Origin of the sequence: Geobacillus subterraneus, from assembly GCF_001618685.1 — a bacterium.
Classification (GTDB): domain Bacteria; phylum Bacillota; class Bacilli; order Bacillales; family Anoxybacillaceae; genus Geobacillus; species Geobacillus subterraneus.
In genome coordinates this window covers 2,092,085-2,106,097 of sequence record NZ_CP014342.1, presented here as the reverse complement: position 1 = coordinate 2,106,097, position 14,013 = coordinate 2,092,085, and the positions used below count along the sequence as shown (strand labels likewise).

Annotated in this window: 12 protein-coding genes; all 12 read left to right on the top strand. The window is 54.3% G+C overall.

Annotation, left to right across the window (positions count from 1 at the left end; genetic code table 11):
- Positions 1-43 precede the first annotated feature (43 nt).
- The 12 genes from pyrH to GS3922_RS10210 all read left to right on the top strand — a co-directional run bounded on the left by pyrH (position 44) and on the right by GS3922_RS10210 (position 13,998).
- Positions 44-766, top strand: a complete 723-nt coding sequence (pyrH, locus tag GS3922_RS10265) for a UMP kinase (RefSeq protein WP_063166269.1) — start codon at positions 44-46, stop codon at positions 764-766.
- Positions 767-768: 2 nt separating this feature from the next.
- Positions 769-1,326 (top strand): ribosome recycling factor, encoded by a 558-nt coding sequence (gene frr, locus GS3922_RS10260; protein ID WP_063166268.1) that lies wholly within the window; start codon positions 769-771, stop codon positions 1,324-1,326.
- Between the two features lie 82 nt (positions 1,327-1,408).
- Positions 1,409-2,182 carry an undecaprenyl pyrophosphate synthase gene (locus GS3922_RS10255; RefSeq protein WP_063166267.1) on the top strand — a complete coding sequence of 258 codons (774 nt, stop codon included), beginning with the start codon at positions 1,409-1,411 and terminating at the stop codon, positions 2,180-2,182.
- Entirely contained in the window at positions 2,179-2,973 is a 795-nt protein-coding gene (locus tag GS3922_RS10250; protein ID WP_063166266.1) for a phosphatidate cytidylyltransferase, read from the top strand. Before GS3922_RS10255 ends, GS3922_RS10250 begins: the two co-directional genes overlap by 4 nt.
- A gap of 20 nt (positions 2,974-2,993) precedes the next feature.
- On the top strand, positions 2,994-4,142 hold the full coding sequence (gene dxr / locus GS3922_RS10245; RefSeq protein ID WP_063167378.1) for a 1-deoxy-D-xylulose-5-phosphate reductoisomerase: 1,149 nt from the start codon (positions 2,994-2,996) through the stop codon (positions 4,140-4,142).
- A gap of 2 nt (positions 4,143-4,144) precedes the next feature.
- A complete protein-coding gene (gene rseP / locus GS3922_RS10240; RefSeq protein WP_172796412.1) occupies positions 4,145-5,410 on the top strand; it encodes an RIP metalloprotease RseP in 1,266 nt (421 codons plus the stop codon).
- A gap of 30 nt (positions 5,411-5,440) precedes the next feature.
- On the top strand, positions 5,441-7,144 hold the full coding sequence (locus GS3922_RS10235; protein WP_063166264.1) for a proline--tRNA ligase: 1,704 nt from the start codon (positions 5,441-5,443) through the stop codon (positions 7,142-7,144).
- 106 nt (positions 7,145-7,250) lie between these two features.
- On the top strand, positions 7,251-11,555 hold the full coding sequence (locus GS3922_RS10230) for a PolC-type DNA polymerase III (protein ID WP_063166263.1): 4,305 nt from the start codon (positions 7,251-7,253) through the stop codon (positions 11,553-11,555).
- A gap of 198 nt (positions 11,556-11,753) precedes the next feature.
- Entirely contained in the window at positions 11,754-12,227 is a 474-nt protein-coding gene (rimP, locus tag GS3922_RS10225; protein WP_063166262.1) for a ribosome maturation factor RimP, read from the top strand.
- A 24-nt stretch (positions 12,228-12,251) separates the two neighbouring features.
- Complete coding sequence (nusA, locus tag GS3922_RS10220; RefSeq protein WP_063166261.1) at positions 12,252-13,403, top strand: transcription termination factor NusA; 1,152 nt, start codon at positions 12,252-12,254, stop codon at positions 13,401-13,403.
- A gap of 12 nt (positions 13,404-13,415) precedes the next feature.
- A complete protein-coding gene (rnpM, locus tag GS3922_RS10215) occupies positions 13,416-13,706 on the top strand; it encodes an RNase P modulator RnpM (protein WP_063166260.1) in 291 nt (96 codons plus the stop codon).
- Positions 13,696-13,998, top strand: coding sequence for a YlxQ family RNA-binding protein (locus GS3922_RS10210; protein ID WP_063166259.1), 303 nt, complete (start codon positions 13,696-13,698; stop codon positions 13,996-13,998). Before rnpM ends, GS3922_RS10210 begins: the two co-directional genes overlap by 11 nt.
- Positions 13,999-14,013: the final 15 nt, after the last annotated feature.

Sequence of the window (14,013 nt, the reverse complement as noted above, 5' to 3'; positions counted from 1 at the left end):
TGTTCCCTGTTTTTCAAAGCGATTCGCATCATGGAGGTTTGACATGGAACAACCAAAATACAAACGCGTCGTTTTAAAGTTAAGCGGGGAAGCGCTCGCCGGAAAGCAAGGGTTTGGCATCCAGCCGGCCGTCATCCAGTCGATCGCCAAACAAGTAAAAGAAGTGGCTGAACTCGGTGTCGAAATTGCCATCGTTGTCGGCGGCGGCAACATTTGGCGCGGAAAAACAGGAAGCGAAATGGGAATGGACCGGGCGACGGCCGACTACATGGGCATGTTAGCGACCGTGATGAACGCGCTCGCCTTGCAGGACAGCCTCGAGCACCTCGGCGTCGAAACGAGGGTGCAGACGTCGATTGAAATGCGGCAAGTAGCCGAGCCGTACATCCGCCGGCGGGCGATTCGCCATCTCGAGAAAAAGCGGGTCGTCATTTTCGCCGCCGGTACAGGAAACCCGTATTTTTCAACCGATACGACCGCTGCGCTGCGGGCGGCAGAAATTGAAGCGGACGTCATTTTGATGGCGAAAAACAATGTTGACGGCGTCTACAGCGCCGACCCGAACGTTGATGCCAATGCAGTCAAATACGAGGAGCTGTCGTATTTGGATGTCATTCAGCAAGGGCTTGGGGTCATGGACTCGACCGCTTCCTCGCTTTGCATGGACAACAATATTCCGCTTATCGTCTTTTCAATTATGGAAGAGGGCAACATTAAACGCGCTGTATTAGGCGAAAATATCGGAACGATCGTAAGGGGGAAATAACGATGGCAAAGCAAGTGATTCAACAGGCGAAAGAAAAAATGGACAAAGCTGTGCAAGCGTTCAGCCGCGAGCTGGCGACCGTGCGCGCCGGGCGGGCGAACGCCGGGCTGCTTGAGAAAGTCACTGTCGACTATTACGGTGTCGCCACGCCGATCAACCAGCTCGCTACGATCAGCGTGCCGGAAGCGCGCATGCTTGTCATTCAGCCGTACGACAAATCCGTCATTAAAGAAATGGAAAAAGCGATTTTAGCGTCGGACTTAGGATTGACGCCGTCCAATGACGGGTCGGTCATCCGCTTGGTCATTCCGCCGCTTACTGAAGAACGGCGCCGCGAACTGGTGAAGCTCGTCAAAAAATATTCGGAAGAGGCGAAAGTGGCGGTGCGCAACATCCGCCGCGACGCGAACGACGAGCTGAAAAAACTCGAGAAAAACGGCGAGATTACGGAAGATGAGCTGCGCGGCTATACCGACGAAGTGCAAAAGCTGACTGACGACCATATCGCCAAAATTGATACCATCACAAAAGAAAAAGAAAAAGAAGTGATGGAAGTATAGGAAAAACGATGCAAACCCTCTATGTTGATGGAGGGTTTTTTTGCTATAATGGAAAGGCAAAACACGTTCGCGGAGGACACGTATGTTCAATAAAATGCGGAAAAATAAAGAGGAAGGCGCCCCGTTGACGAAAGAGGATGTGCTCAGGTATCCGATTCCGAACCATGTCGCCATCATCATGGATGGAAACGGAAGGTGGGCGAAAAAGCGGGCTTTGCCGAGGGTGGCCGGCCATTATGAAGGGATGCAAGTCGTGCGCAAAATCACCCGCTTCGCCAACGAGCTCGGGGTGCGCGTTTTGTCGCTTTACGCGTTTTCAACGGAAAATTGGAAACGTCCGAAAAGCGAAGTCGATTATTTAATGAAACTGCCGGAGCAGTTTTTGACGACATTCCTTCCCGAGCTTGTCGCGGAGAATGTGAAAGTGCAAGTGATCGGCCGTACAGACGAACTTCCGGATCATACGCGCCAAGCGGTCGGGAGGGCCATTCACGAAACGAGCGGCAACACCGGCCTCATTTTAAACTTTGCGCTCAATTATGGGAGCCGGGCGGAAATTACCGCGGCTGTCCAGCAAATTGCCAAAGACGTCCAACGCGGGGCGCTTGCGCCGGAGGACATCACCGAGCCGCTCATTTCCTCTTATTTAATGACGGACGGGCTCGATGACCCGGATTTGCTCATCCGCACGAGCGGGGAAATTCGTTTAAGCAATTTTATGCTTTGGCAGTTGGCGTATACGGAGTTTTGGTTTACCGACGTATTATGGCCGGACTTTACAGAACAACATTTCTTGCAGGCGATTGCCGCTTACCAGCGGCGCGACCGCCGATTTGGAGGAGTGTCAGCACGATGAAGCAGCGAATCATTACCGGAGTCATAGCGGCGGCGCTCTTTTTGCCGATTGTTATTTTTGGCGGATTTCCGTTTATAATAGTAACATATATATTGGCCACGGTCGGGTTGTTTGAACTGTTGCGGATGAAAGGGATGTCTCCGCTGTCATTCGCCGGGGGCGCCGGTTTTGCGGCCCTTTGGCTGCTGCTCGTTCCCGCCCGCTACGGCAGCGAGTGGCTGTCGTCCGGGGCCGTTAAGTTCGGCGTGCTTGCCGCCCTCGCCTTTTTGTTGCTTGTCGGCACCGTCGTGACGAAAAATGCGCTGACGTTCGATGAGGCGGCGTTTATCGTGTTGGCGGTCCTTTATGTCGGCGTCGGGTTTTTCTGCTTCGGCGCCATCCGTTTAGCCGGTTTGCTGTACTTGATTTATGCGCTGTTTGTCATTTGGGCGACCGACATCGGGGCGTATTTTTTCGGCCGCGCGTTCGGCCGGCGCAAGCTATGGCCGGAAATCAGCCCGAAGAAAACAATCGAAGGCGCCATCGGCGGCATCGGTTCCGCCGTTGTCGTTGCCGCTGTCTACGAGTGGGCGGCCGATCCGTTCGACAGCCTCGGCGCAGCGGTGGGGATCGCGCTCTTGCTTTCGATATTCGGCCAGCTTGGCGACTTAGTCGAATCGGCTTTCAAACGCCATTACGGCGTGAAAGATTCGGGAGCGATTTTGCCGGGGCACGGCGGCATTTTGGATCGATTTGACAGTTTGCTGTTTGTGCTGCCGCTCTTATACATATTTATCGAAGCGGTACGATAAGCGGGTGAGGAGTGAAAACGTTGAAATATATTAGTATATTAGGGGCAAGCGGATCGATCGGCACGCAAACGCTCGATGTGATCCGCGCCCATCCGGACAAATTCCGCTTAGCCGCGGCATCGGTCGGGAGAAATATGGAAGCGGCCCGGCAGCTGATCGTTGAATTTTCTCCCCGCCTCGTCGCGATCGCCGACCGCGGCGCCTATGAGACGCTTTGCAGCGAATACGGCGGGCGGACAACGATCGTGTACGGGGAGGAAGGGCTGATTGAAGCAGCTGTATTCCCGCAAGCGGATATCGTCGTCACCGCTATCGTCGGCAGCGTCGGGCTTGTGCCGACGTTAAAAGCGATCGAGGCGGGAAAAACGATCGCCCTCGCCAATAAAGAGACGCTTGTTGTCGCCGGGCATCTCGTCACGGCGGCGGCAGAGAAGCACGGTGTGCCGCTGCTGCCGGTCGACAGTGAACATTCCGCCATTTTTCAATGTTTGCAAGGGGAGAAGCACGAGCACGTCGAGAGGCTCATTCTTACAGCGTCCGGCGGCAGCTTCCGCGACAGGACGCGCGAGGAGCTTGCCCATGTGACGGTTGAAGAGGCGCTTTGTCATCCGAACTGGTCGATGGGAGCGAAAATTACGATCGATTCGGCGACGATGATGAACAAAGGATTTGAAGTGATTGAAGCCCATTGGCTGTTTCGGCTGCCGTATGAGCGGATCGAGGTCGTGCTGCACCGAGAAAGCGTCATCCATTCGCTCGTCGAGTTTCGCGATACAAGCGTCCTCGCTCAGCTTGGCACGCCGGATATGCGCGTTCCGATCCAATATGCGTTGACGTATCCGGAGCGGCTGCCGCTTTCTGTCGCGAAACCGCTAAATTTGGCGGCGCTAGGGGCGCTCCATTTCGCGCCGGTTGATTTTGACCGCTACCGTTGTCTGCGGCTCGCCTATGAAGCTGGGAAACGCGGCGGCTCGCTGCCGGCGGTCTTAAATGCGGCCAACGAGGAGGCGGTGGCTGCCTTTTTGGCCGGCCGCATTCCGTTTTTAGCGATCGAGGAGTGGATCGAGCGCGCTCTTGAGCGCCATCGTCCGGTGAGCGATCCGCAGCTTGAGGAGATTCGCGAAATCGACGCGGACACGCGCGCTTATGTTCGCTCACTACTATCGTAAAGGTGGTTGAAACGTTGGAAACGATCATTTCGTTTATTGTCGTCTTTGGCGCCCTCGTGTTTTTTCACGAGCTCGGCCATTTGCTGTTAGCGAAGCGGGCCGGCATTCTTTGCCGCGAGTTCGCCATCGGTTTCGGGCCGAAAGTGTTTTCGTTTAAGAAAAACGAAACGGTATATACGATTCGGCTTCTCCCGCTTGGAGGCTTCGTGCGCATGGCCGGCGAAGATCCGGAAATGATTGAACTGAAGCGCGGGCAAGTCGTCGGCTTGCTGCTTGATGGCGAAGGGCAGGTAGAGAAAATCGTCATCAATCATAAGGACGATTACCCGAACGCCCGGGTGATTGAGGTGGAAGACGCCGATTTGGAGCATGGGATGTATGTGACTGGCTATACCGACGGGGAGCGGCTTGAGCGTTTTGCCATCAAAGAGCCGGCGTTTTTCGTCGCCGACCGCCAAGAAATTCAAATCGCCCCGTACCATCGCCAGTTTGCTTCGAAAACGCTCGGGCAACGGACGATGACGATTTTGGCCGGACCGCTCGCCAACTTTATCCTGGCTCTTGTCGTTTTTATTTTGATCGGCCTCTTGCAAGGCTATCCGGTCGACAAGCCGATCATCGGCGAGCTGACGCCGGAAGGGGCGGCGCGTGCGGCAGGCTTGAAGCAAGGGGACGAAGTGATCGCGATCAACGGCGAACGGATGGAAACATGGGCGGAAATTGTCAATACGATTCGCGCCCATCCGAACGAACCGCTTCAGTTTCAAATTGAGCGGAACGGGAAAGAAATGAATGTGACGGTCACCCCGGAAGAGAAAACGATCCAAGGGGAGACGATCGGCTTAATCGGGGTGTACCAGCCGATGGAAAAATCGGTGTTCGGTTCAGTGAAACAAGGGCTTGTGGAGACGTACTATTGGACGCGGCAAATTTTAGTCGGACTCGGCCAATTGATTACCGGCCAGTTTCAGCTTGATATGTTGTCCGGGCCGGTCGGCATCGCCGTATCGACCGGCAAGGTCGCTGAGTCCGGCATTTACTACTTGATGAAATGGGGAGCGATTTTGAGCATCAACCTTGGGATTGTCAACTTGTTGCCATTGCCGGCGCTAGACGGTGGAAGGCTCCTCTTTTTCGCCATTGAAGCGGTGCGCGGCAAGCCGGTCGACCGGCAAAAAGAAGGAATGGTCCATTTTATCGGCTTCGCCTTGCTCATGCTGCTCATGCTTGTTGTGACATGGAACGACATTCAAAAATTTTTCCTATAATGACAGAGAGAGAAAACGAGGTGGCTATTGATGAGACAAAGTCAAGCGTTTATTCCGACATTGCGTGAAGTGCCGGCGGACGCGGAGGTAAAAAGCCATCAGCTCCTGTTGCGGGCCGGTTTCATCCGCCAAAGCGCGAGCGGCGTCTATACGTTTTTGCCGCTCGGGCAGCGCGTTTTGCAAAAAGTGGAAGCGATCATCCGTGAAGAGATGAATCGCATCGGGGCGATGGAGCTTCTTATGCCGGCCTTGCAGCCGGCTGAGCTTTGGCAGCAGTCCGGGCGCTGGTATTCGTACGGACCGGAACTCATGCGCCTGAAAGACCGCCATGAGCGCGATTTCGCCCTCGGGCCGACGCATGAAGAGATGATTACGACGATCGTTCGCGATGAGGTGAAAACGTATAAGCGGCTGCCGCTTGTTTTGTACCAAATTCAAACGAAATTCCGCGATGAAAAGCGCCCGCGCTTCGGACTGCTGCGCGGCCGCGAGTTCATCATGAAAGACGCGTATTCGTTCCATACATCGAAAGAAAGTTTGGACGAAACGTACCATCACATGTATGAAGCGTACGCGAACATTTTCCGCCGCTGCGGGTTAAACTTCCGCGCCGTCATCGCCGACTCGGGGGCGATCGGCGGGAAAGACACGCACGAGTTTATGGTGTTATCTGACATCGGCGAGGATACGATCGCCTATTCCGATGCGTCCGACTATGCGGCCAACATTGAAATGGCGCCGGTCGTCGCCACGTATGAAAAACGTCATGAGCCGCCGGCCGAACTGAAAAAAGTGGCGACCCCGGGGCAAAAAACGATCGCCGAAGTCGCTTCATATTTGCAAGTCGCGCCAGAGCGTTGCATCAAATCGCTCTTGTTTAACGTCGATGGCCGCTATGTGCTTGTGCTCGTCCGCGGCGACCATGAGGCGAACGATGTGAAAGTGAAAAACGTGCTCGATGCCACGGTCGTTGAGTTAGCGGCGCCGGAAGAAACAGAACGGGTGATGAACTGCCCGGTCGGCTCGCTCGGCCCGATCGGCGTCAGTGAAGAGGTGACGATTATCGCTGATCATGCCGTCGCGGCGATCGTCAACGGCGTCTGCGGCGCCAATGAAGAAGGATATCATTACACGGGCGTCAACCCAGACCGCGATTTTACCGTCAGCCAATATGCGGATTTGCGTTTTGTCCAAGAAGGCGACCCGTCCCCGGACGGCAACGGGACGATCCGTTTCGCCCGCGGCATTGAAGTCGGGCACGTATTTAAGCTCGGCACGAAATATAGCGAAGCGATGAACGCCGTATACTTGGATGAAAACGGCCAGACGCAGACGATGATTATGGGCTGCTACGGCATCGGCGTTTCTCGGCTTGTCGCGGCGATCGCCGAGCAGTTCGCCGATGAGAATGGGCTCGTCTGGCCGGCTTCGGTCGCGCCGTTCCACGTTCATTTGCTGACGGCGAACGCAAAAAGCGATGAACAGCGCGCGTTGGCGGAAGACTGGTATGGTAAACTCGGACAGGCCGGGTTTGACGTGTTGTATGACGACCGTCCGGAACGGGCCGGGGTGAAGTTTGCCGACAGCGATTTGATCGGCATCCCGCTCCGCGTCACCGTCGGCAAGCGGGCGAGTGAAGGTGTGGTTGAAGTAAAAGTTCGGAAAACAGGCGAAACGTTTGATGTGCCGGTCAGTGAGCTGATCGAAACAGTGCGCCGTCTTTTGCAAGGATAAACGAACGGCGCCGGCGAAAGAGAACCCGTTTCTTTTTTCGCCGGCGCTGTTGCCGTTTGTATGGTATGATAGGAAAAGAGAAACGATTTCGTTGAGAGGAGAAGTCATGGTTACGAAAGAACAAAAAGAGCGGTTCCTCGTATTGCTCGAGCAGCTGAAGATGACGTCGGATGAGTGGATGCCGTATTTCCGTGAGGCGGCCATTCGCAAAGTCGTGATTGATAAAGAGGAAAAAAGTTGGCACTTTCATTTCCAATTTGCAAACGTGTTGCCCATTGACGTGTACAAGCCGTTTACGGATCGGCTGGCGGCGGCATTCCGCCATATCGCTGCCGTCCGGCATACCGTGCATGTGGAAGCGCCGCATGTGACCGAAACAGATGTGCAGGCGTATTGGCCGCTTTGCCTCGAACAGCTGCAAGAAGGCGTATCGCCGCTCGTCGATTTGCTCAACCGGCAGACGCCGGCGGTGAAAGGAAACAAGCTCGTTGTCACCGCCCGCCATGAGGCGGAAGCGTTGGCGGTCAAGCGGCGATTCGCCAAAAAAATCGCCGATGTATACGCTTCGTTCGGGTTTCCTCTCCTTCATCTCGAAGTCGGCATTCGGCCGGCTGAACAAGAAATGGAGCAGTTTTTGGCGCAAAAACAGCAAGAAGATGAAGAACGGGCGCTCGCTGTGCTGACGGATTTGGCGAAGGAGGAGGAAAAAGCGGCAGCGGTTTCTCCGTCCGGCCCGCTGGTCATCGGCTACCCGATCCGCGACGAGGAGGCGGTGCGCCCGCTCGAGACGATCGTCGAGGAAGAGCGGCGCGTCGTCGTGCAAGGGTATGTGTTTGATGCTGAAGTGAGCGAACTGAAAAGCGGCCGTACACTGCTGACGGCAAAAATTACGGATTACACGAACTCCATTTTAGTCAAAATGTTCTCGCGCGACAAAGAAGACGCCGCGCTGATGGCCGGCGTGAAAAAAGGCATGTGGGTGAAAGTGCGCGGCAGCGTGCAAAACGATACGTTCGTCCGCGATTTAGTCATCATCGCCAACGACTTAAACGAAGTGGCGGCGAACGAGCGGCGCGATACGGCGCCGGAAGGGGAAAAACGGGTTGAGCTCCATTTGCACACGCCGATGAGCCAAATGGATGCCGTCACTTCCGTGGCAAAGCTCATTGAGCAGGCGAAAAAATGGGGCCACCCGGCGATTGCCGTCACCGACCATGCCGTTGTTCAATCGTTTCCGGAAGCATACAGTGCGGCGAAAAAACACGGTGTGAAAGTGTTGTATGGCATGGAGGCGAACGTCGTTGACGACGGGGTGCCGATCGCCTACAATGAGGCGCACCGCCGGCTTTCCGATGAGACGTATGTCGTCTTTGACGTCGAAACGACGGGATTGTCAGCTGTATACAACACGATCATCGAGCTGGCAGCGGTGAAAGTGAAAGACGGTGAAATCATCGACCGGTTTATGTCGTTTGCCAATCCGCACCATCCGTTGTCGGTGACGACGATGGAACTGACCGGCATTACCGATGAGATGGTGAAAGACGCCCCGGATGTCGAAGACGTGCTCCGCCGTTTTATCGAGTGGGCCGGCGATTCGACGCTTGCCGCCCATAACGCCAGCTTTGACATCGGTTTTTTAAATGCAGGGCTTACGAAGATGGGGCTTGGCAAAGTCATCAATCCGGTCATCGATACGCTTGAACTCGCCCGCTTTTTATATCCAGATTTGAAAAACCACCGTCTCAACACGCTTTGCAAAAAGTTTGACATTGAATTGACACAGCACCATCGCGCCATTTATGACGCCGAGGCGACCGGTCATTTGCTTATGCGGCTGTTAAAAGAAGCGGAAGAGCGGGGCATTTTGTATCACGATGAGTTGAACAGCCGCACGCATAGCGAAGCATCATATCGGCTGTCGCGCCCGTTTCACGTGACGCTGTTGGCGCAAAACGAGACGGGGCTGAAAAATTTGTTTAAGCTCGTTTCCTTGTCGCACGTTGAGTATTTCCACCGCATGCCGCGCATTCCGCGCTCCGTGCTTGTGAAGCACCGCGACGGTTTGCTTGTCGGTTCGGGCTGCGACAAAGGGGAGCTGTTTGATAACTTGATCCAAAAGGCGCCCGAGGAAGTGGAAGAGATCGCCCGCTTTTACGATTTTCTCGAGGTGCATCCGCCCGAGGTGTATAAGCCGCTGATCGAAATGGATTATGTCAAAGATGAGGAAATGATTAAAGACATGATTCGCAGCATCGTCGCCCTCGGCGAGAAGCTGAACATCCCGGTCGTCGCCACCGGCAACGTTCATTACTTGAACCCGGAAGATAAAATTTACCGGAAAATTTTAATCCACTCGCAAGGCGGAGCGAACCCGCTCAACCGGCACGAGCTGCCGGATGTCTATTTCCGCACGACGGATGAAATGCTTGACTGTTTCTCGTTTTTAGGGACGGAAAAAGCGAAAGAAATCGTCGTCGACAACACGCAAAAAATCGCCTCGTTAATCGGCGACATCAAACCGATCAAAGACGAACTGTATACGCCGCGCATTGAGGGAGCGGAAGAGGAAATCCGGGAAATGAGCTATCGGCGGGCGAAGGAAATTTATGGTGATCCATTGCCGAAGCTCGTCGAAGAGCGGCTCGAAAAAGAGCTGAAAAGCATCATCGGCCACGGCTTTGCCGTCATTTATTTAATTTCCCATAAACTGGTGAAAAAATCGCTTGATGACGGCTATCTCGTCGGATCGCGCGGGTCGGTCGGCTCGTCGTTTGTCGCGACGATGACCGAAATTACCGAAGTGAACCCGCTGCCGCCGCATTACGTCTGCCCGAACTGCAAACATTCCGAGTTTTTTAATGACGGCTCGGTCGGCTCAGGCTTTGACTTGCCGGATAAAAACTGCCCGCAATGCGGGGCGAAATACAAAAAAGACGGGCACGACATCCCGTTTGAGACGTTCCTCGGCTTTAAAGGCGATAAAGTGCCGGATATCGACTTGAACTTCTCGGGGGAATACCAGCCGCGCGCCCATAACTATACGAAAGTGCTGTTTGGCGAAGACAACGTCTACCGCGCCGGCACGATCGGCACGGTTGCCGATAAAACGGCGTACGGGTTTGTCAAAGGTTATGCGAGCGACCATAACCTAGAGTTGCGCGGTGCGGAAATCGACCGACTTGCATCCGGCTGCACCGGGGTGAAACGGACGACCGGTCAGCACCCGGGCGGCATTATCGTCGTTCCGGATTACATGGAAATTTACGACTTTACGCCGATTCAATATCCGGCTGATGATACGTCATCGGAGTGGCGGACGACCCATTTTGACTTCCACTCGATTCACGATAATTTGCTGAAGCTTGATATTCTTGGGCACGACGATCCGACCGTCATCCGCATGCTGCAAGACTTAAGCGGCATTGATCCGAAGACCATTCCGACCGATGATCCGGATGTGATGGGCATTTTCAGCAGCACCGAGCCGCTTGGCGTCACACCGGAGCAAATTATGTGCAACGTCGGCACGATCGGCATTCCAGAGTTTGGCACGCGCTTCGTCCGGCAAATGTTGGAAGAAACAAAACCAAAAACGTTTTCTGAGCTCGTGCAAATTTCCGGGTTGTCGCACGGCACGGATGTGTGGCTCGGCAATGCGCAAGAGCTCATTCAGAGCGGGACGTGCACGCTGTCGGAAGTGATCGGCTGCCGCGACGACATTATGGTATATCTCATTTACCGCGGGCTCGAGCCGTCGTTGGCGTTTAAAATTATGGAATCGGTGCGCAAAGGGAAAGGCTTGACGCCGGAATTTGAAGCGGAAATGCGCAAGCATGACGTGCCGGAGTGGTACATCGATTCGTGCAAAAAAATCAAATACATGTTCCCGAAAGCGCATGCCGCCGCCTACGTGTTAATGGCGGTGCGCATCGCCTATTTTAAAGTGCACCATCCGCTCTTGTATTACGCGTCCTACTTCACGGTGCGGGCGGAAGATTTCGACCTTGACGCCATGATCAAAGGCTCGGCCGCCATCCGCAGGCGGATTGAAGAAATTAACGCCAAAGGCATCCAGGCTACAGCGAAAGAGAAAAGTTTGCTTACCGTGCTTGAGGTGGCGCTGGAAATGTGCGAGCGCGGCTTTTCCTTTAAAAATATTGACTTGTATCGCTCGCAGGCGACCGAGTTTGTCATTGACGGCCGTTCGCTCATTCCGCCGTTTAACGCCATTCCGGGTCTCGGGACGAACGTCGCGCAAAACATCGTACGCGCCCGTGAAGAAGGGGAGTTTTTGTCGAAAGAGGATTTGCAGCAGCGCGGCAAAGTGTCGAAAACGCTTCTTGAATATCTCGAAAGCCGCGGCTGCCTCGACTCGCTTCCGGATCACAACCAGCTGTCTCTGTTCTGACAGACGGTTTTTCGTTGCAATATATTTTCCAATGTGTTATAGTTTTAGTGGAATTGGCAAAGATAATGGCAAGCAAAGAGTGGGGAAACCCACTCTTTCGTCTTGAATTGGCATCCGTCTTTCGTTCATTCCCCGCCCTGTGCAGGGGATTTTCTCATTATGCCATACATGCAGGTTTGCTCGGTAAGGAGGAAAACGATGAGCAAAAAAGTGACAGAAACGGTCGAACAGCTTGTCACGCCGATTTTGAACGAGATGGAATTGGAATTAGTAGACATTGAATATGTGAAAGAGGGAAAAAACTGGTTTTTACGCGTTTTTATTGATTCAGACGAAGGGGTCGATATTGAACAATGCGGCGTCGTCAGTGAAAAGCTGAGCGAAAAGCTCGATGAGGCTGATCCGATTCCGCACAACTATTTTTTAGAAGTCTCGTCGCCGGGGGCGGAGCGGCCGTTAAAAAATGAAAAAGATTTTGTCAAAGCGATTGGGAAAAATGTATATATCAAAACGTACGAGCCCATTGCAGGAGAAAAGCAGTTTGAAGGCGAATTAACCGCCTTTGACGGAACGACCGTCACGCTGTCGGTCAAAGACCGCGGACGGCAAAAAACGGTCGCCATTCCGTATGAAAAAGTGGCGAGCGCAAGACTAGCCGTCATTTTCTTCTAATGATAAAAGGGGGATTTTCGTTTCATGAACACGCAGTTGCTTGAGGCGTTAGCCGATCTGATGCGGGAAAAAGGCATCAGCAAAGAAGTCGTCATGGAAGCGATTGAAGCGGCGCTCGTTTCAGCGTATAAACGCAACTTCGGACAGGCGCAAAACGTGCGCGTCGATTTAAATATGGACACGGGAACGATCCGGGTGCTTGCCCGCAAAGATGTCGTTGAAGAGGTAACCGACCCGCGCCTTGAAATTTCGCTTGAGGAGGCGCAACGGCTCAACCCGAACTACCAAATCGGCGACGTCGTCGAACTCGAAGTGACGCCGCGCGATTTCGGCCGCATCGCCGCGCAGACGGCGAAACAAGTCGTTACCCAGCGCGTGCGCGAAGCGGAGCGGAGCATCATTTACGCCGAATTCGTCGACCGTGAAGAGGACATTATGACCGGCATCGTCCAGCGCATTGACCCGCGCTTTGTCTATGTCAGCCTCGGCAAAGCGGAAGCGCTCCTGCCGGCGAACGAGCAAATGCCGAACGAAACGTACAAACCGCACGATCGGCTGAAAGTCTACATTACAAAAGTGGAAAAAACGACGAAAGGGCCGCAAATTTTCGTCTCCCGCACTCATCCGGGCTTGCTGAAGCGGCTGTTTGAGCTTGAAGTGCCGGAAATTTACGACGGCACGGTTGAAATTAAATCGATCGCCCGTGAAGCCGGCGACCGCTCAAAAATTTCCGTTCATTCCGACAATCCGGAAGTCGATCCGGTTGGCGCTTGCGTCGGGCCAAAGGGGCAGCGCGTGCAGGCGATCGTCGATGAGCTGAACGGGGAAAAAATTGATATCGTCCGCTGGTCGGCCGACCCGGTCGAGTTTGTCGCCAGCGCGCTAAGCCCAGCGAAAGTGCTGCGCGTCATCGTGAATGAAGAACAAAAGGCGACGACCGTCATCGTCCCGGACTACCAGCTGTCGCTCGCCATCGGCAAGCGCGGGCAAAACGCCCGGCTGGCCGCAAAATTGACCGGCTGGAAAATCGATATTAAAAGCGAATCGGAAGCGCGGGAAATGGGCATCGACCCGCATGCGCCATCCACTTCGCTTGATTTCGGCGACGTGACGGCCGATAATGAAAATAGTGATGAGAGCGGCCAGCCATTTGATACAACGGCGGAAATCGAGTGAGGGGGAATGAAGATGGCAGCGCAAAAGAAAATTCCGTTGCGCAAATGCGTCGTCACTGGAGAAATGAAGCCGAAACGGGAAATGGTGCGCATCGTCCGTTCGAAAGAAGGGGACGTATCGATTGACCCGACCGGCAAAAAGGCGGGGCGCGGCGCGTATATTACCCTCGATCCGGAATGTATTTTGCAGGCGAAAAAGAAAAACATTTTGGCCCGCCATTTAAAAGCTGAGATCGCCGATGCGCTGTATGAGGAGCTGCTCGCTTTGGCGGAAAAGGAGAAACAGGCAGGATATGAGAAGTAGCCGCTGGGCATCGCTGTTAGGGTTGGCGCAGCGAGCCGGAAAAGTCGTTTCCGGCGAGGGGCTTGTTGTGAAGGAAGTGCAGCGGGGCAAGGCGCGGCTCGTTTTGCTCTCGGAAGACGCATCGGCCAATACGGAAAAAAAAGTGACCGATAAATGTACGTTTTATGGCGTCCCGCTTTGCAAAGTGCCGGACCGGTATACGCTCGGCGGCGCGATCGGCAAAGACGCCCGCGTCGTCGTCGCTGTCACCGACGAAGGGTTCGCGCGCCAATTGCAAACGATGCTCGACTGATTTTTATGGGGGTGA